The sequence below is a fragment of the Paenibacillus sp. R14(2021) genome, from assembly GCF_019431355.1.
In the GTDB taxonomy this organism is placed as follows: domain Bacteria; phylum Bacillota; class Bacilli; order Paenibacillales; family Paenibacillaceae; genus Paenibacillus_Z.
The window spans coordinates 5,562,897-5,582,169 of the sequence record NZ_CP080269.1 but is presented as its reverse complement, the minus strand read 5'-3'; the positions used below and the strand labels follow the sequence as shown (position 1 = coordinate 5,582,169).

Here is a 19,273-nt window from a genome sequence, read left to right as displayed (position 1 = left end):
GCTCGTTAATGTTTTGCATGGATAAGTTCGAATTAGCAGTCGAAGTATAGGCTGTACTCGTGTGGATGAACACGGATTGCAACAGCTTTAGCTTCTCCACGCTTGAATTGTACGTAGTTGTCGATGAAGTCTTTGGTGAATACGCCGCCTTCAGTCAAGAATTCGAAGTCAGCTTCCAAAGCGTCAAGCGCTTCGTCAAGGGAACCTGGAACGGAGCGGATTTCTTTTTTGTCTTCATCAGACAGATCGTAGATATTTTTGTCGAATGGACCATAGCCCAGAGCAACTGGATCAAGCTTGCGCTTGATGCCGTCCAAACCTGCAAGCAGCATAGCCGCGAACGAAAGGTATGGATTAGCTGTGGAGTCTGGTGTACGGAACTCGATACGGCAGCCTTTAGGCGTAACCGCAGCAACCGGAATACGGATTGCAGCAGAACGGTTACCTTTGGAGAATACCAGGTTAACCGGAGCTTCGTAACCAGGCACGAGACGTTTGAACGAGTTCGTGGATGGGTTCGTCAGTGCGATCAGAGCCGGTGCGTGGTGAAGAATACCGCCGATGTAGTGCATAGCCATCGGGCTCAGGTTCGCGTAAGCACCTTTCTCATAGAACAACGGGGAATCGCCGTTGAAGATGGATTGGTGGACGTGCATACCGCTGCCGTTGTCGCCGAAAAGCGGTTTAGGCATGAAAGTTGCAACTTTGCCCCATTGGCGAGCAACGTTGTTAATGATGTATTTGTATTTCAGAAGGTTGTCGGCTGTTTTCGTCAGCGTATCGAAACGGAAGTTGATTTCAGCTTGACCAGCTGTTGCAACTTCGTGGTGATGACGCTCAACGCGAAGGCCGGATTCTTGCATCAAACGAACCATTTCGCTGCGGATGTCTTGTTGGGAATCAACAGGAGCAACCGGAACATAGCCGCCTTTTACAGGAATTTTGTAACCAAGGTTACCGCCTTCTTCTGTTTTACCTGTATTCCAGCCGGCTTCGGAGGAATCAACAGAGTAGAACGAAGTGTTCATTTTGCTTTCGTAGCGAACATCGTCGAAGATGAAGAATTCCGACTCAGGCGCGAAGAATGCTGCCGTACCAAGACCTGTCGTTTGCAGATATTCTTCTGCTTTCTGAGCGATACCGCGCGGGTCGCGCTCATAGCGCTCGCCATCCGGCGTATGAATGTTACACATAATGTTCAATGTTGGGTGATCTGTGAACGGATCGATGAAGCTCGATTCCGTATCCGGGATCATAACCATGTCGGATTCTTCGATACCGCGGAAACCAGGGATCGAGGAGCCGTCAAAAGCTACGCCGTTAACGAACGTATCCGCATCGACTTCTGTGGAAGGAAGCGTGATGTGATGCGCGTGGCCGGAAAGATCCACGAAGCGGAAATCGACAAACATGATGCTGCTTTCTTTGATCGTGTTCAAAACATTTTGAACTGACATTAGGTATTTCCTCCATTTCCGAACATTTGCGATGTGTAGGACAGTAATTGTTCAACTTCTGCACTGAAACTATGTCGTAATTATAGAATTAAGGCTTTAACTCGTCAATAGCTATGTTAGGTATTTTTTGACCCTTCTGTGAGGTAACTTCACATATTTGTCAGTTTCTCATTTGTGCTTGAAATTGCCAAAAAAGCAAAAAGCCGAAGCCCTCGATTTCCGAGGAGCCTCAGCTTGTAAAACCAACAACCGCGCCGCATGGCGGGTATTACTTGACCCATGTGCTGAAGTATTCGGCGGGCTGTTTCGGGGTATCGAAACGTCTGCCTACGAGGCTGCCGAGCTGCTCCAATTCCTTCAGCAATTTCGCAAATTGATCGGGGAATAAGGATTGAACGCCGTCACCCGTCATCGAGTTGTCAGGATCCGTGTGCATTTCGATAATGAGTCCGTTAGCGCCAGCTGCCACAGACGCCTTGGACATCGGCTCAACCAGCTCCCGGCGGCCTGTTCCATGGCTTGGATCGGATATAACCGGCAGATGGCTGAGTGATTGAAGCACCGGGATCGCAGCCAAATCGAGCGTATTCCGCGTGTAAGACTCGAATGTTCGGATTCCACGCTCGCAGAGCATGACATTCGGGTTGCCGCCAGCGAGGATATATTCTGCCGCATTCAGGAATTCATCATAGGTTGCACTGAACCCACGCTTAAGCAATACCGGCGTTTTGATTGTTCCAAGCTTGCGCAGCAAGTCGAAATTCTGCATGTTACGCGTGCCGACTTGAAGAATATCAGCGTATTCGGCGCAGACATCGACATATTCCGGCGTCATGACTTCCGTAATCGTCAGCAGGCCGTGCTTCTTCCCTGCTTCCGCCATCATAGCCAGACCTTCAACGCCGATGCCTTGGAAGCTGTACGGCCCCGTACGCGGCTTGAAGGCTCCTCCGCGAAGTATCTGCCCGCCGGCAGCCTTAACCAGTCTTGCGATTTCATCGATTTGCTCCGGCGTCTCTACCGCGCATGGTCCGCCCATGATGGCAAGATGCTCCCCGCCTATTTTGACCCCTTTGATTTCAATTACCGTATCGTCGGGATGGAAGTCGCGGCTTGCCAGCTTGTAGGACTTCGAAATCTTAATGACATTCTCCACGCCCTTCATCTGGCGAAGATGCTCGGCAAGCGCCGGCTCCGCTTTACCAATAATTCCGATAACCGTGCGGTCTGTTCCTCGCGAAACATGAGCCTGCACGCCGGCTTTCTCGATGTGCTGTATGATTTCAGAGATGCGTTCTTCGGGTACGTTGTTTTTCGTAATAACGATCATAGACTAACTCCCTTTCTATCACGCTTAGACGCGTGTTCGCTTTTATGCTTCGACGCTTTTAGGCTTTTATGCTTTTATTTGTTAAAGTAAATATACCTAAAAAAACCGATCCCGTCAAGGATCGGTTTTTTATTTATTCCGTGAGCGGCTTCGTTTCAACTTTCTTCGTTTCAAGCGCGATACGGCGCTGCTTCCGTTTCTCCTTGCGTTTATCAGCCATATATTGAATGGACAATTTTACAGGGAAGTAGAGTAAGAAGCCGAGAATAATTCCGTCAATGATGCCGCCGACGATCAGCTTCAAATTAACAAGGAGAATATGATTAATCCATTCCGGCACTAACGGAACGCGAATCGTCATATGCTCAGGCAGCACAAGTCCACCGACCATGCTGTTAATGAAAGCCACCGGTATGAAAATAATTTTGCCAAACACAAACCCGACTAAGGCGCCGGCCAAGCTGGCCCGGAACCAATAAATCAAAGGAAATATTAAGAAAAACGCCAGCCCGTAGGTAGGCAGCGTGAACATTTCGACCGTAATCCCGATTGCAAAACCAAGTGCAACAATGGATGGGCCGCCAGGCGCCCGCATCAGCTGCGTGTACTTAAATTTCAGCCAACGTTTTATCGAGCGCGGTTTTCTCGAAGTCGACATATGGATGCGCTCCTTTCACTCACAGAGACGATTTCACTCGTACAACGGGTAACAGTTTTTCCATATTGACGGTACGGCGGATCTCCCATGTTTCGGGCTTCTCGTTGTCGTATTGCTCCAAATACAAAATAACTTCTTTCGTTAGCGGAGTCGGCGTAGAAGCACCGGAAGTCACCGCTACCCGCCTCTTGCCCTGCAGCCAATGCTGCTGGATTTCCGAAACATCCGATACCCGATACGCCGGGACGCCCGCGATTTCTTCCGATACCTGCGCAAGCCGGTTGGAATTGTTGCTCCTCGGATCGCCGACGACGATGCAGAGCTCCGCTTCCTTCGCTTGCTCGGCAACGGCCTCCTGCCGGACCTGCGTAGCCAAACAAATCTCGTTATGAATTTCCGACGTTGGAAATGCCGTCAGCAGCTTGCTGATCAAGTGGCGAATATCCCACTGCGACATCGTCGTCTGGTTCGTAATAATGATTTGATCCGTAGTCAGCTGCAGCGTATCGATATCCGCTTCCCGTTCAATTAGATGCACATGCTCAGGAGCAATGCCGATAGCGCCTTCCGGCTCGGGATGCCCCTTCTTTCCGATATAAATAATTTCGTAGCCCTCAGCAACCTTCTCTCGTATGAGGTCGTGCGTCTTGGTAACATCCGGGCACGTGGCGTCAACGACTGTAAGCCCTCTGTCCCTCGCCCGTCTGCGTACTTCAGGCGAAACGCCGTGTGCGGTAAAAATAACGGTGCCGCTCGTAATTTGCTCTAATATTTCCAAACGATTCTCGCCGTCGAGCGTAATGATGCCTTCATGCTTGAACGCTTCTGTTACGTGACTATTATGGACAATCATACCCAAGATATAGATCGGCCGAGGCAATTCTAAATTACGGGCCGTTTGCAGCGCCAAAACCATAGCATCAACAACGCCGTAGCAATAGCCGCGCGGTGATATTTTGACAATTTCCATCGTGACGGTGCACCTGCTTTCCTGCTAAACCGAGTCCTATTTCGACAGGGTCATAAAGCCTAGTTCTCTTATTATACTTCATTAAAGTTGCCGAGGAAAGCAATCGGAAGCCAGACGATAAATGTCGTCCCCTCTCCTTCACGTGTCGAAACCTCTACCGAACCGCCGTGCTCGTCGATAATCCACTTGGCAATCGATAAGCCAAGTCCCGTACCGCTTGTCTCGCCTCTCGACTCGTCCGCACGATAGAAGCGTTCAAAAATATGCGGCACCTCGGCGTGATCCATGCCGATCCCCGTATCCTTGATGACAATGCCGGCTTGATCCTTGGAACGGATGGCGCGAAGCTCGACATAACCGCTCGGCGTATACTTAAACGCATTTTCTACGAATATAAAGAACAGCTGACGCAAAAAATCAGCGTGTGCATATACTTGTACGTTCTCGATAGCGCTAAGGTTCCCGATTTTCCATTCGGCTTTTCTTGGAAGCAATTGTGCTCTTCGCGCAACGTCCTCCACGAGCGGGAGCAGCAGCTGATTCGTCTTCTCCATCTCATAACCGGCATCCGCCCGGGCCAGCGCAAGCAGATCGTTCACGAGGCTGGACATTCGCTTGGCCTCGCCAGCGATATCCTGCATGGCTTCGCGCGTCAGCGTTATACGGCGGCGTTCCTCTTCGCTCAGCTTAGGCGCAGCCGGATCATCCGAATCGCCATGCGTACCGCGTTCCAGCGCCGGCAGCCACATCCGCTCAAGCAGCTCGATATTGCCGCGAATGGTCGTAAGCGGCGTGCGCAGCTCATGGGAGGCATCCGAAACGAAGCGCCGCTGCGCCATGTAAGCTTCATCGAGCCCATTGTAGGTCGTCTCGATCCGGCCAAGCATCCCGTTAAGCGTATCGGTGAGACGGCCGAGCTCGTCGTTAGGTCCTTCTCTCGGGATCCGCATGCTGAGGTCCGAGCCGTTCTGAATCTTGTCGCTCGCCCTGATGACGTGCTCGATCGGCCGCAGCGCCTGGCGAGCAAGGAACAGCCCGATCGTAAAAGCGATCAGTACGACGACCATCGACGCGAAAGTGAGCGCGGTTCGCAGTTCCTTCAGAAATCCCGCTTCCCTGCCCGAATAAGCTCCGACCTGAAGCACGCCGAATACCTTGCCATCCTGCTGAAGCAGGTGCCGGTACACGACGAATGGATATTGGCCAAGCTTCAGCTCATGAAAGCCTTCCTCGTCCGCGCTGATATGATTCAAATCAGGAACGGCGAACTGCAGCTTGAGACGATGTAAATTAGAGGAGACCTGTACAGTGCCGTTTAGGAAATTATCCATTTGTACATACATCTCGTCATCCCCGATGACGAAACCGGGCGTGTTGTAATTCCCGAAAATATCAAGAGTCGACGTTTTGTTGATCGCTGTAATTTGATCCTCGATTTTGGCTTTCATTTCCCGGTACGTATTAATGTTGACGAAAAAATAAATAACGAAGCCAAAGAGAATGAGCATGACGGCCAAGATGACGGAGTACCAGAGCGTGAGCCGCAGGCGGATGGACATCGCTGCCGTCAGCCCCCTTCGCCCCGAAGCACGTACCCGGTTCCGCGAACGGTCTGAATGAGCCGGGAGCTGCTGCCGTCTTCGGTTTTCTGGCGAAGCATCGCTATATAAACTTCGAGCACATTGGATTCGCCGCTGTGATCAAAGCCCCAAATTTTGTCCATAATCGCGTCGCGCGTAAGCACTCTGCGCGGATTCTGCATCAGCAGCTGCAGCAGATCGAATTCTTTGGCCGTCAAGTCGATTCTGCGTCCGCTCCGAATGGCTTCCCTGGAGTCCAAGTCCAGCGTGAGGTCTTCGAACTGCAGCCGGCTCGAGCTCTCATCGAGCTTATCCGATTTGCGGCGGAGCAAGGCTCTTACGCGCGCCAGCAATTCTTCAAGCGCAAACGGCTTCACTAAATAATCGTCTGCGCCAAGGTCCAATCCTCTTACGCGATCCTGAATATCATCCTTGGCCGTAAGCATCATGATCGGTACGCCGCTTCCGCCTTCGCGAACGCGCCGGCAAACCTCCCAGCCGTCGACCTGCGGCATCATGACGTCCAAAATCAACAGATCAGGATCGCTCGACAGCATCTGTTTCAAGCCTTCAAGACCATTGTTTGCGGTTGCTACTTCATATCCCTCGAATGCCAGGCTGCGCCGAAGCAGGGAGGTGATTTTATCATCGTCGTCCACTACCAGTATATGCGGTCTCATCATTATCCCCCATCGTCAAACATCTAATTTAGAATGTGCAGAAACGAGCTTTCAGCCGCCATAAACTACCTTTATTATAGCGCAAGTCTACATTCGGACGAAATGCGCAATGCTTATTTTTCCATAAAAGAAGCGCAAGATCAGCCATCAAAGCTGCCCTGCGCCCTTTTTCGATTCGTATGAGCTGTTTATTGCTGCTGCTGCTGCCCTTGAGCCGCGGCGAATTCGTTTTTATTGCCGATCTTCACGTTCAGATCCATCTTCTCGCCATTGCGGATGATATTAAGCTTCACTTCATCGTCTACGGCCTTCGTTTGGATTTGTGCGATCAGGTCTTCGCGAGAATCGTAGCTTTTGCCGTCGATGCCTGTAATGACATCGTATTGGCGAAGGTCAGCGATGTACGCCGGCGATTTGTAAATGACGTTCGATACGACGGAACCTTTCGTACTGCTAAGGCCAAGCTCCTTGGCCAGTTCGTCTGTAATCGCAGCCAGGTTGGCGCCAATGAACGGAATCGGCTTCTTCGGAATTTCTTTATTGGCCTTCAGATTCTCCAGCACTTCCGTTATCGTGCTTGTCGGGATTGCGAAGCCGATGCCTTGTGCCTGTGAGCTGACAGCCGTATTAATACCGATAACTTCGCCCTTCAGATTCAGCAGCGGACCGCCCGAATTGCCGGGGTTGATGGAAGCGTCCGTCTGCAGCAAGTGCTGATATTGACGAGTTCCTTCGGAATCCGGAATCGTGATCGGACGTTCTTTGGAACTCAGCACGCCGACTGTAACGGTATGGTCGAAGCCGTAAGGGTTGCCGATTGCGACGACCCAGTCGCCGATGCCGATTTTGTCGGAGCTGCCGATTGGAAGCGTCGGGAAGTTCGACCCTTCCACTTTCAGCACGGCCAGATCAAGGTTAAAGTCAGAGCCGAGTTTCTTCGCTACCAGCGGCTTGCTTTGCCCCTGAATCGTCACTTGAATCTCGTCCGCATCCGCTACGACGTGCTGATTGGTCAAGATATACCCGCTGGAATCAAAGAAGAAACCTGTACCGATGCCTTCCGGCGTCAATTCGCTGCTGCCTTGGCCTTGGTTGTTGCTGCTGCCAGAGCCGTTATCCTGACCTTGGCCTTGGCCGCCGTCATCGCCGAAAAACTGGCTGAAGAAGTCGTCCATGCCGCCACCTTGACTTCTAGACTGCTGTTTCGTGAACGTTTCGATCTTCACGACAGCAGGGCTGGCTTTCTCGAACAGCTGCGCGATATTGTTCGGTCTGACCACATCGGCTGCGGCAGAGATGCTTCCGTTATCACCAGCCTTGCCGATTGCCGAGGATGCTTCTCCAGTCGGCTGCGAAAGCGCCTGGTCTGATGTGAACCAGTTCTGACGGTCGGATATGAACATCAGCGAACCGATGGCGACCACGCCGACCAGGAACGAAGCAAACATCGCTTTGAATGATGTGCGGCGCGTTTCTTTCGTCTGCCATCCGCTCCGTGAAGCCGATTGCGAGGGAGCGAACGCTCTCAATTGTGCCGGCGGCGTGACTTCGACTTGGCTCTGAACTCCGCCGGCAGGACTTCCTTGCTGAGCTGCGAAGCCTTGCGCGCTGTCATGCTCATGCTGCTGAGGGGCGTTATCCAATGCATCCGCAGAGCCTGCTTTAAATGGCCCATAGGAGTAGTAGTATGACGATTTCCCAGCCTCTCCTTCTTCCGGATTGGCGTCCTGTGCTCTATTGGAAGGTGTAAGCTCTTCTTTCTCTTCTTGGCTTCCCGGTTTGAAGAAATCATCGAAATCGTTCTTTTTGTTCTGATCGTCCATTGTTACTCCTCCTTAAGTGTCCCATGGTTCTCGCTGCAGCTGGTGTGCTGCTATTTCATAGTTCTATCATGCACAATCTACCTTAAATCAAACTTAAAATTATTATAAACGAACATAAAAAAAACCGGGCTTTCTGCATTTCTGCAGCAAAACCCGGCATTCGGCTTCTATCATGCGCTCTAGTGAAGCAAGCGCTGCTCTACTTCACCGAGCACTTCCTTCGCCCTCTCGACCCATTTGGGCTCTACCTTACCGTCGGGGTCGAGCGGTTCTTGAAACTGATTCACCAAGCCGCCGAGTGAATTCACGTTGGCTTCGTCGTCGAGCCCATCATTGTAAACATGATTGAGGACGAATGGCCTACCCAGCTTGATTTTGGCATCCAAATCCTCCGTATCGACATCGATGCTCCCATTGATAACATCAAACGGCATCCGCAGCCAAACCATATGCGCGTCGTCCAAATATCGATCAAAGTACCCGTGGTTATACTCCCAGTTGCCGCCAAGCGAGAACTGGTGCTCTTCCAGCATGCTTTTCACTTCCGTAAATTCCTTTTCATTCGACTCCAGCTTGGATTCAATGGGGATCATAGCGGGCATTCTCCTCTAGGCCTTAGTTTACCTATAAGGTACCCGCAGCACCTGTCAATTATCCCGTCTTTACCCATCCTTTGCGGTGCGCGTAAACGGCCAGCTGCGTCCGATCCTCCAGCTCGCACTTCATCAGCAGGTTGCTGACATGTGTTTTGACGGTCTTGATGCTGATATGAAGCTCGTCGGCGATCTCCTTGTTGGCCATGCCCTCCGCGATCAGCAGGAGCACTTCCTTCTCCCTGTCTGTCAATCCTTCGTCGGCTCCCTGCGCGCTGCGCTGCCTCAGTCCTCTGGTCAGTGCCTGGGATACGTCATGCGTCATGACAGGCATACCTTTAGCTGCACCGTTCAAAGCGTAAATCAATTCCTCTGCCGATACGGTCTTGAGCACATAGCTGACCGCTCCCGCCTCCACGGCAGCGACCACCTTCTCATCCTCCAAGAAGCTGGTCAGCATGACGATCTTAAGCTGGGGAAATTCCTTCATTATCACCTGCGTCGCTTCCACGCCGTCCATCACCGGCATCATGAGATCCATCAGGATCAGCTGAGGCAGCCCGCCAGGTATGCCTTCACGCAGCTTATCGATGGCTTCGCGGCCATTCGAAGCTTCGGCAATCACTTCAAACTTCGAATCCAGCATCAAATACGTTCGCAATCCCGCGCGCACCATATCGTGGTCGTCCACAATCATGATTTTCCAACTGTCATTCATGGTCATTGCTCCGTTCGACTCCCTTATTGATATAGTTCGGCAATGTGACTCTGACTCTCGTGCCGCTTCCCGGTTTGCTGATGATCGAGGCGTCCCCGCCCAGCTTGCCTGCCCGCTCCCGCATCGTCGACAGCCCGTAAGAGCCGCGCTTGACTTGGTCCGCTCTGAAGCCTGCGCCGTCATCCTGTAAGGTCATGACGATCTGCCGTTCCGTTTCGGCAACGGTGAGCAGGGCCGTCTGAGCGCCGGCATGCTTGACGATATTCGCCATTGCTTCTTGAATAATCAGAAATAATTGATGCTCTTTCGCATCCGAAAGCTTCTCTTTCACCCGCCATTCCATGACGCCTTGAATGCTGTTCTGGCGGCAATAATCGGGAAACCATTTGTCCAGCGCTTCCTGCAGCGATCTGCCCTCCAGCTCCATCGGCCGGAGTTGGGCAATAAAGCCTCGCATCTGCTTCTGCGCCATGGAAGACATGGAGATAAGCTGCTCCATCACATCGCTTGCGCGATCCGGATTCATCTCAAGAAGTTTGGGCAGCGATGAAGCGGACATATGAATGGCGAACAGCTGCTGGCTGACGGTATCATGCAGGTCGCGCGCAAGCCGTCTGCGCTCTTCGAGTACAGCCGCTTCATTCGATGCCGCCTCGCGCATGACTTGATCTTCGCCGGAGCGCTGAATCCATTGCGTACGCTCATCCAGCGACGCCAGCATATCGTTGAACTCTCGGAACGCGGGCGTAAACGCCCCTTCCTCCGGAAGCCTCGTATCGTAATTGCCGTGCGCAGCCTGCTTCAGGCCGATCACCATCATATCGATCTGCCGCTGAATCCGCTTGGCGGCCCAATAACCGAATGCCGCGCTCACGACTAAGAACAGTGCAGCTACGGCAAGCCACCAATCATTCTCTATGCGGGCATCCGGCAGCATGTCGTAGCCTAAATCCCAAATCAGCACGGATACAGTCGAGGATGCGATGAAGAGCAGAATCAAATCCCATTTGCTATTACGAAACAATCGTACCATCATGTGCGGCTCAACCTACTTTCGTGACGCGCACATCGCCGATAAACGTACTGACGATCAGCTTGATTTTCTTATCGGTCTCTTGAAAGAACGGGGTCTCGATATCCATGTTTTTGAAAATGCCGCCTTCTTTCTGCTCCAATACGGCCACGTCGCCGATAAAAGCGCTGGATACGACATGCACACCAAATTCATAATCGCTCGGTAAATACACTTTTACATCGCCTATAAAGGAAGAGATCGTGATAACCGTTTCCCCCGGGAGGATTTGGGCCTTCGTTAAATCCAGCACCGTATCCCCGATAAAATGGGAGATATTCATCGGCTTCAGCTCCCAATAGTCGTTACCCAAGTAGATATCGCCGATAAAACCGGACCGCGTCTGCACGTTGGGGTCATGATTCCACCATTCGACGCGTTCATGCCGGTGATGCTGGTGATGCCGGCTGTTCTGCCGTTCGATTCGTTCTCGAAATTTGGCAGCACGCAGTTCCCAACGTTCCATTTTTTGTTGATATCTGTGCGCGTAATGATCGTTATGCCGGTTATAAGGGGGAGCCTCATGTCCAGCCCCCCGCTGCTGCCGTGGTCCGTTCGGATTCGGCTGCGAAATATGAGTGCCGTACGGATCGCTTTCACCGCCGGATACAGGTCCCGCTTCGACGGTATCACGCTCCTCGCCTTCCGCTTCGTCCATCGGCTTCGTCGGATCAGGATGCAGCGGAGGCGCCGGCGGTACAGGCTTGTCAAACGCGCCGTAGTTGTAGGCTTGCCATCCGTCACTCGGATGTTCGCTTTTTTTGCGCGATTTTGGCTTAAAAATCATGGATAAACCAAAAATAATAATGACTAGCGGCCCCGCGAATTTCACGATTTCGCCGATTGACCAATCGAACAGTTGAAGATTGCGGCCGAGGAAAATGAAGCCGACGATAATCAGAACACCTGAGCCGAAAGCGGAGCCGCGTCCGTAAACCATTCGCTGCAGCAGATTCTGCGCCCCCAAAAACAAAAGAATCACAGGCCAGAATACAGAGACGACTGCACCGATATCGAAATCCACATATCCGCTTTGCCTTAATAAGAGACCTACGCCCACGATGATGATGAAGAGGCCCCACATAAACCGATTGATAAAATTGCCATTCATTGCCGCCACCAGCTCCCAAATGTTTCTGCAAGGTTTGTACTCCAAGTATACTGCAAGCCTCAAGCGGCATAAAAGGGTCTGTCGATTGAACCCCCCTACGTCTCGAGGCGGAGGTCGCAATGCAAGCGATAATCGGAGAATGGACGCAATCTCATGTGAGGTCTTATGACTTCGTTCGTTGACAGCTTTAACGCGTCACTTATATAATGGGTTTCGGACTGGACAAGAGAGATAAAACCTTACATGACATTCTAGACAGGAGATGACAAAACATGGATACAGCAACACTGTCCATGGGGCTGGATACCATTTGGGTCGTGTTGACAGCCGCAATGATTCTGCTTATGGAAGGCGGCTTTGCGCTGCTAGAGGCAGGGTTCGTCAGACAGAAGAACGCAGTGAGCATTATTATGAAGGTGTTCGTCGATATCGCATTCGGCGCGCTGATCTTTTACTTTATCGGATTTGGGTTCATGTACGGCAAGGATGCCGGCGGACTGATCGGGACGACCGGCTTCCTGCTGAACGGAGATTTATCTCATATTAAGCTGAACATCTCGCACGAAACGTATTGGCTGTTTCAGTGCGCCTTCGTTATCGCCGTCATCTCCATCGTATCCGGCGCCGTAGCGGAACGGATCCATTTCAAAGCTTACATCCTTTATGCGATTGCAATGACAGGCATCATCTATCCCATTGCCGGACACTGGGTATGGGGCGTCGACGGCTGGCTCGGCAAGCTCGGGATGATCGATTTCGCCGGCTCTGCGGTCATCCATGCGCTCGGCGGCTTCGCGGCCCTCGCAGCAGCCATCTTCATCGGCCCGCGGATCGGGAAATTCACGGCGGACGGCAAAAGCAATATCGTGCCTCCGTCCAACCTGCCGCTTGCTTCGGTAGGCGCGTTCATTCTATGGTTCGGCTGGTTTGGCTTCAACTCAGGCAGTACGCTCAGCGCAACGAACGGAGCGATCGGCCATATCGCTATCACGACAATGCTGTCCGCTGCAGCTGGCGGCGCAACCTGCATCTTGTTCACCATGTTCCGTTATAAGAAAGCGGATCCGCCGATGGTCATCAACGGCTCGCTTGCCGGACTGGTCGGCATTACCGCAGGCTGTTCGTTCGTATCGGACGGCGCAGCGATGCTGATCGGCGTCGTTTGCGGCATCGCCATGGTCCTTGTCACCGAGTTTCTCGAAGGCAAGGGCATTGATGATCCCGTCGGCGCCTTCGCCGTTCACGGTGTCAGCGGAAGCCTTGGCACGCTGGCAGTAGGCTTGTTCGCAATGCCCGAGCTTACCAAGGGCATCGGACAAGAATACTACGGACTCTTCTATGGCGGAGGCTGGAATCTGCTCGGTGTACAGGCACTTGGTCTTGTCATCGTCAGCGTGTGGGGCTTCGTGCTGACATGGGCTGCCTTCTTCCTGATTAAGAAGATCATGCCCGTGCGCGTATCCAAAGACGAAGAGCTGATCGGACTCGATGTCGGCATTCACGGTGTGCCGGCCTACAACCAGGACCATGATTTCCTGGATCTCGAGCAGCTTAAATCAGGTAAATAGCCAATCAAAGCGCCGCTGTTCCAAGGTCGACTAGACCCGGAACAACGGCGCTTCTTCGTCGTAAACAACAAAAAGACCGTCCACTAAGGACGGTCGCTTATCCATTCATTTCTTCATCGATTTCAGTGGATACGTGAATCGTTCCGGAGGCATTGTCGGTATTCAGAAAGGCACGCGCCTGCTCGATCTCTTGACGCAGCGTACGCACTTTCTCCATCGGCTTCTTCACATAATGAATATATTCAACAGCCAAATGGTGATCCGGTTTCTTGCCGGATAACATACGGCGAAGTGTAGACATCGATTGATAAGAGCGTTCTTCCTGCAAGCGGCGCTTCTGGTAACGTTCTACCATTTGCTCGATTTCAGTAATCTCCTGCTCTCTCTTCGCAATATACGTATTTAGGAAAGGTATGACTTCAGCTGCTTTACGTTGTCTCAAACGAGAAGGCGGGATGTAGGCAATCGGTTCTGTCATGGTAACTCCCCTGTCCTCACATGTTATAAATAGTTACACTACTTATTCTACACGATCATTTCCCGTTTGAATACCACTTTTTCAGCAAATTTAGTGGCAATTATTTGACGCGGATGTCAGCTCCGGCAACGCCGATCCATCGTCCGTCCGCAGAACGGATAGGAACCGAGATGGTTATGCAAGGTTTCTTCGTAATAGCGGATATGTATACCGGCGAGGTGAACGTACGGCCTTCCATCGCCCGTCTCCACCATTCGCGCCCCTTGGCATTCAGCAGCCCCGCCTCCGGCAGCGAGAAGATGAACGAGCCGTCGTCGCGGTTGGACCACACCGCTTCGACATCCGGCAGCGCCTGCAGCAGCTTTGTCAGCAGCACTTGGTGCGTATTTTCATCAAGCGACGACACCGCTCCGTCTGCGGCTAGTCTGCTCAGCTTATCCAGTGCATCTCCGACATTTACATGTCCGTGCTTATGGTCGTTGTTTACGCCAACCTGTCCGATCGCCTTCGTAAGTTCCGAGGAGGATTTGCGCAAATTCGTGCTTATACGATCGAGCTTATTGATTTGCCGGCGCTGCTTGTGCGTAAGCTCAAGCGTTTTGTCGACGCTTATAAGCGTTTGATTGACCGAACCGACGACATCCTTCAGCATATCCGTCGTTGCCGCCATGCTCTGCGTCTGCTGTTTGCTTGCTTCGCTGCTCTGGCTGACGAGCTTGTCGACTTCAAGAATACGGGTAAAGATGAGATCCATGCGTTCTTTGGTTTGTGCCATTTCCAAGATTCCCTGCTCAACGGCAGCCTTCTCCAAATCAACGGAAGCAACAACCTGCTTGACGCCGAACTCGATTTCCTCCACCAGGCCGTTCGACTTCAAAACAGCTTCATTGCTTTGCTCAGCCAGTTTTTTGATCTGCTGCGCGACCACGGAGAACCCGCGCCCGAATTCGCCTGCATGCGCAGCTTCAATAGAAGCGTTCAGCGCAAGCAGTGACGTCTGCGACACGATTTCTTGAATAAAGCTGTTGATTTCATTAATCCGCGAGGTTTGTTCAATGAGCTCGCGAATATGGCGTTCCATCGTTCCATTGTGATGCTGCAGGTCGCTCATCACTTTGTCCGTATTCGTCAGCGATCGGCAGACTTCAAGCACGACCGCTTTCGTCTCCTTGCTCTCGGTATCGAGCAGCTGCGCCGTATCGCTGATTTGTTCCGCAGCGGCTGCGGCCTCCTGGAGCGTCAAGAACGTTCCCCCGATGCGCTCCCTGGCGCTTTCGCTGCAATCGCGCAGATCGGTTTCCGTAACCGCAGACTGATCCGCGATATCGGTCAGCTGCCCGATCGATTGGTTGACTTCCTCCACTGCCGCCGTCAATTGATCTGAAATAACGAGCGATTCATTAATTAATTGCGTCAGCACACCATTGCTCTCGACCTCGTCTTGCTTGGCGGAACCGTTTTTCTGGGACCATAGACGCTGCAGTGCCTGCATGAAATTAACCACCTTTTCGACATATTGTCAGAATTAACTAATAGTATAGGACATGCTTCGACAAAAGAAAAGAGGGACCGCACCGGGTCCCTCTTCCTATGCTGCTTCCGCAGCTATCTTATTTGTTCGCTTTTTGCGAAATCGCTTTGGTCGATGCGCTTGTTGTGGATGTTGCATTCTCAGATGCAAATTCTGCATTGTACTTGTTCTGGGACGCATTCATTTTATTGTTTTTATTTTTTGTCATTGGTGTTCACCTCCCGGTACATCACTAGTATGGCAGGCCCGGGAATGGTTTAGTAATGGGATATATACGCAAAGGCCGCTAAGACATCCATTTACGCAAATGATGCTTCGTTCGATGTATCCGGGCTTTGATTGTTCCAACGGGCAGCTTCATGGCGGCCGCTATCTCCTGATCTTTATACCCGTAGTAGAACTTAAACAGCAGCAGCGTTCTTGATCTTGGCTCCAGCATATCCAGCAGCTCACCAATCTCGAGCATAACGGCTGTTTCATGCCCGAACATACGCGACTCGCTTCCTAGATCCTCAGCGCCGCAAGGACTGACACGTCCAGACTGCTTGTTTATGTTATGAGCCGCGTTCGCTGTAATGACTTTGGCCCAAGCGCGCAGCTTATCCTGCTCCCGCAGCGTATTTTGGCTCATGAGCATGCGTACCCATGCTTCCTGAACCGCATCCTGCGCATCCGATTTATTGAACACCTTCGCATAGGCGACAGCAATCATTTCGTTGTAGAGCTGACGCAGCCTGTCCTCAAAGAGCTCCGATTGGACCGGATGCCGGACTTCAGCTTCCATTGATCTTGGTTCACCGTTCATTAATAACCGCCCCCGAGTTGATTAATGATAGCGTTTACATCTATCTTAGCATAGGCCTAAAGTAAAAAAAAGAGAATATTCAACATAATCGTCGAACATTCTCGTTATTTATCCAAGCTACGATTCGAGAAGCGCTCTCGGCAATGTCTTCTCGGCGGTAACCGCCTCATTCAGCTCATTCAGCCAAGCCTCCGTCAGCTTGCCGTTACCGCGTTTCAGCACGTTAACGGTTACTTTCCGTTTGCCCCACTGCTTGAAAACCTGCTTCCTCGTCTCAAAATAAAGATCGATCTTCTTGCCCTTGATGGCCGATCCCGTGTCAGCCACGATACCATAGCCGTAGCCCGGCACGTAAAGCACGGTACCGATTGGAAAAACTTTAGGATCCGCGGCAATTGTCGAAACCAGCCCTCGCCGAACTTTAACGCCTGAGTACGTAATGCCGTATAGTGGATGTCCGGGTCTCTTGCCGGTTGATTCAACGCCTGCGGTATAGCCTGTCGCCACGACTTGCATATGATGAAGTTTCGAATTGTTTTTCTGGTTCGTTTGCTTAGAATCACTGGATGCTGCTGGTTTCACCTGTCCATGCCTCACCGCCGAACTCTCGGGAATGAGGATACAGCTTACCATGAACCATACGGTCAAGCACGAGACGGTAACACGATAAAACGACAAAAAGCTTGTCATCATTTGGGTTGTTAGCCTCCTTAATTCGAAGGATACCCAAGCGTGACAAGCTTTATGCGGTTGTCTTTATCGACAGCGTCTTATTGGTAATTAAATCTGCTTAGTGGCAATTTCAGCCTGCAGCAGGGCAATGAACTCGGCAACCGGCTTGGAACCGAGATCTCCCTCGCCGCGTTTGCGGACAGAGACGGTTTCCGATTGTGCTTCATTCTCGCCGACGACGAGCATATAAGGCATTTTCTCCAGCTGTGCTTCGCGAATCTTGTAACCAAGCTTCTCGTTGCGCAGATCGGTTTCAACGCGAATGCCGGCAAGCTGCAGCTTGCTCTCAAGCTCGCGTGCATACGATTCGTAAGCCGTAGATACCGGGATAATCTTCGCTTGTACCGGCGACAACCAGAGCGGAAGCGCGCCAGCGAAGTTCTCAAGCAGGAATGCTGTCATGCGCTCCATGGTGCTGATAATGCCACGGTGAATAACGACCGGACGATGCTTCTTGCCGTCGTCTCCGACATACTCCAGCTCGAAACGTTCCGGCAGCAAGAAATCCAGCTGCGCCGTCGAAAGCGTCTCTTCCTTGCCTAGTGCCGTCTTGATCTGAACGTCAAGCTTTGGTCCATAGAACGCCGCTTCACCTTCGGCTTCGAAGAACGGAAGCTCCAGCTCTTCGACAACCTCGCGAAGCATGCGCTGCGACATTTCCCACATTTCGTCATTTTGGAAATATTTCTCTGTATCCTGCGGATCGCGGTAGGACAGGCGGAAGCGATATTCCTTAATTCCGAAATCTTCATACACTTGGCGAATGAGCGTTACGACACGTGCAAATTCTTCCTTGATCTGATCCGGACGGCAGAAAATATGCGCATCGTTGAGCGTCATCGCGCGTACGCGGTGAAGACCGGTCAACGCACCGGACATTTCGTAGCGGTGCATCGTGCCAAGCTCGGCTACGCGCACAGGCAGATCGCGATATGAACGCATTTCGCTTTTGAACACCATCATGTGATGCGGGCAGTTCATTGGACGAAGCACGAGCTCCTCGTTGTCCATGATCATCTTAGGGAACATATCCTCGCTGTAATGCTCCCAGTGGCCGCTTGTTTTGTACAGCTCAACATTGGCAAGCACCGGCGTGTAGACGTGCTGGTAGCCCAGACGCTCCTCGAGATCCACAATGTAACGCTCCATGGTTCTGCGTACGCGCGCGCCGTTCGGCAGCCACAGCGGCAGCCCTTGTCCGACTTCGCGGGAGAACGTGAACATCTTCAGCTCGCGGCCCAATTTGCGGTGATCGCGCTTCTTCGCTTCCTCGAGGAAATGCAGATGCTCGTCGAGCTGCGCTTTCTTCGGAAACGCCGTTCCGTAAATGCGCTGCAGCATTTTGTTCTTGGAATCACCGCGCCAGTACGCGCCAGCAACGCTCAATAGCTTGAACGCTTTAATGCGGCCCGTCGAAGGCAGATGCGGTCCGCGGCAAAGGTCGAAAAATTCTCCTTGGTCGTACATCGTGATTTGCGCTTCCTGCGGAAGGTCGCGAATCAATTCCAATTTCAGCGGATCGTTGATGGCCGTGAATGTCGCGATCGCTTCTTCGCGGCTGACGACGCGGCGGCGGATCGGCAGATCCTCCTGCACGATGCGTTCCATTTCCTTCTCGATTTTCACCAAATCTTCAGGCGTCAACGATTGCTCCATATCGATATCGTAATAGAAGCCGTCCTCGATAACGGGACCGATTCCGAGTTTTACTTCATTGCCGCCAAACAAACGCTTAATGGCTTGCGCCATTAGATGTGCAGTGCTGTGCCGGTAAACTTCAAGTCCGTCGGCAGAATCCAGCGTAACGATTTCCAGCGCGGCATCGTTCTCGATCGGCGTATACACATCAACCACTTTGCCGTCGACTTTGCCTGCAACGGCGTTCTTCCGAAGTCCTGTGCTGATCGATCCGGCAACCTCTTCAATCGTTGTTCCTTGTTCGTATTCCCGGACTGCGCCGTCCGGCAGCTTCACTTGAATTGCCATAACCTTGTTCCTCCTGAACTGTTTTTGTCGATCGCTGCGGCTTGCGTACCCAACAAAAAAAGCACGCATCCCCGCGAAGGGACGAGTGCTTGTTAATGACCCGTGGTTCCACCCTAGTTCAATCAGCCGGCGTCCTGGCTTGCACGCTTGCTAATCCTTGTAGACGTTCCATAACGGGAAC

18 protein-coding genes are annotated in these 19,273 nt (G+C 52.0%); 1 reads left to right on the top strand and 17 read right to left on the bottom strand.

Features of this window, described 5'->3' with window-relative positions:
• Positions 1–32 precede the first annotated feature (32 nt).
• From glnA to liaF, 11 genes are all read right to left on the bottom strand, one after another.
• Complete coding sequence (glnA, locus tag KXU80_RS25880; RefSeq protein WP_219835954.1) at positions 33–1,457, bottom strand: type I glutamate--ammonia ligase; 1,425 nt, start codon at positions 1,455–1,457, stop codon at positions 33–35.
• Between the two features lie 268 nt (positions 1,458–1,725).
• Entirely contained in the window at positions 1,726–2,787 is a 1,062-nt protein-coding gene (gene aroF / locus KXU80_RS25875; RefSeq protein WP_219835953.1) for a 3-deoxy-7-phosphoheptulonate synthase, read from the bottom strand.
• Positions 2,788–2,920: 133 nt separating this feature from the next.
• A complete protein-coding gene (locus KXU80_RS25870; protein ID WP_219835952.1) occupies positions 2,921–3,445 on the bottom strand; it encodes a DUF2062 domain-containing protein in 525 nt (174 codons plus the stop codon).
• A gap of 19 nt (positions 3,446–3,464) precedes the next feature.
• Positions 3,465–4,415, bottom strand: coding sequence for a 4-hydroxy-3-methylbut-2-enyl diphosphate reductase (locus KXU80_RS25865; RefSeq protein ID WP_219835951.1), 951 nt, complete (start codon positions 4,413–4,415; stop codon positions 3,465–3,467).
• 71 nt (positions 4,416–4,486) lie between these two features.
• Positions 4,487–5,974 carry a sensor histidine kinase gene (locus KXU80_RS25860; protein WP_219835950.1) on the bottom strand — a complete coding sequence of 496 codons (1,488 nt, stop codon included), beginning with the start codon at positions 5,972–5,974 and terminating at the stop codon, positions 4,487–4,489.
• An 8-nt stretch (positions 5,975–5,982) separates the two neighbouring features.
• Positions 5,983–6,675 (bottom strand): response regulator transcription factor, encoded by a 693-nt coding sequence (locus tag KXU80_RS25855; protein WP_219839255.1) that lies wholly within the window; start codon positions 6,673–6,675, stop codon positions 5,983–5,985.
• Positions 6,676–6,863: 188 nt separating this feature from the next.
• A complete protein-coding gene (locus KXU80_RS25850) occupies positions 6,864–8,498 on the bottom strand; it encodes a S1C family serine protease (protein ID WP_219835949.1) in 1,635 nt (544 codons plus the stop codon).
• Between the two features lie 179 nt (positions 8,499–8,677).
• Positions 8,678–9,091, bottom strand: a complete 414-nt coding sequence (locus KXU80_RS25845) for a YugN family protein (protein ID WP_219835948.1) — start codon at positions 9,089–9,091, stop codon at positions 8,678–8,680.
• A 58-nt stretch (positions 9,092–9,149) separates the two neighbouring features.
• Positions 9,150–9,809: a response regulator gene (locus KXU80_RS25840; protein ID WP_374987726.1), complete on the bottom strand. Its 660-nt coding sequence runs from the start codon at positions 9,807–9,809 to the stop codon at positions 9,150–9,152.
• On the bottom strand, positions 9,802–10,845 hold the full coding sequence (locus KXU80_RS25835; protein ID WP_219835946.1) for a sensor histidine kinase: 1,044 nt from the start codon (positions 10,843–10,845) through the stop codon (positions 9,802–9,804). Before KXU80_RS25835 ends, KXU80_RS25840 begins: the two co-directional genes overlap by 8 nt.
• Before the next feature lie 7 nt (positions 10,846–10,852).
• Positions 10,853–11,992 carry a cell wall-active antibiotics response protein LiaF gene (gene liaF, locus KXU80_RS25830; RefSeq protein WP_219835945.1) on the bottom strand — a complete coding sequence of 380 codons (1,140 nt, stop codon included), beginning with the start codon at positions 11,990–11,992 and terminating at the stop codon, positions 10,853–10,855.
• 272 nt (positions 11,993–12,264) lie between these two features.
• On the opposite strand from liaF, the gene KXU80_RS25825 reads away from it, so the two are divergent.
• Positions 12,265–13,560 carry an ammonium transporter gene (locus tag KXU80_RS25825; RefSeq protein WP_219835944.1) on the top strand — a complete coding sequence of 432 codons (1,296 nt, stop codon included), beginning with the start codon at positions 12,265–12,267 and terminating at the stop codon, positions 13,558–13,560.
• Positions 13,561–13,657: 97 nt separating this feature from the next.
• Here the strand turns inward: KXU80_RS25825 and KXU80_RS25820 are convergent, their stop codons facing one another.
• The 6 genes from KXU80_RS25820 to thrS all read right to left on the bottom strand — a co-directional run bounded on the left by KXU80_RS25820 (position 13,658) and on the right by thrS (position 19,092).
• Positions 13,658–14,038: a hypothetical protein gene (locus KXU80_RS25820; protein WP_219835943.1), complete on the bottom strand. Its 381-nt coding sequence runs from the start codon at positions 14,036–14,038 to the stop codon at positions 13,658–13,660.
• A gap of 100 nt (positions 14,039–14,138) precedes the next feature.
• Positions 14,139–15,530 (bottom strand): methyl-accepting chemotaxis protein, encoded by a 1,392-nt coding sequence (locus tag KXU80_RS25815; protein ID WP_219835942.1) that lies wholly within the window; start codon positions 15,528–15,530, stop codon positions 14,139–14,141.
• 118 nt (positions 15,531–15,648) lie between these two features.
• Positions 15,649–15,777, bottom strand: a complete 129-nt coding sequence (locus KXU80_RS28230; protein WP_258171157.1) for a hypothetical protein — start codon at positions 15,775–15,777, stop codon at positions 15,649–15,651.
• A 78-nt stretch (positions 15,778–15,855) separates the two neighbouring features.
• Positions 15,856–16,374, bottom strand: coding sequence for an RNA polymerase sigma factor (locus tag KXU80_RS25810; RefSeq protein ID WP_258171156.1), 519 nt, complete (start codon positions 16,372–16,374; stop codon positions 15,856–15,858).
• Between the two features lie 117 nt (positions 16,375–16,491).
• Positions 16,492–17,064 carry a 3D domain-containing protein gene (locus KXU80_RS25805; RefSeq protein WP_374987807.1) on the bottom strand — a complete coding sequence of 191 codons (573 nt, stop codon included), beginning with the start codon at positions 17,062–17,064 and terminating at the stop codon, positions 16,492–16,494.
• Between the two features lie 90 nt (positions 17,065–17,154).
• On the bottom strand, positions 17,155–19,092 hold the full coding sequence (thrS, locus tag KXU80_RS25800; RefSeq protein ID WP_219835940.1) for a threonine--tRNA ligase: 1,938 nt from the start codon (positions 19,090–19,092) through the stop codon (positions 17,155–17,157).
• Between the last annotated feature and the right edge of the window lie 181 nt (positions 19,093–19,273).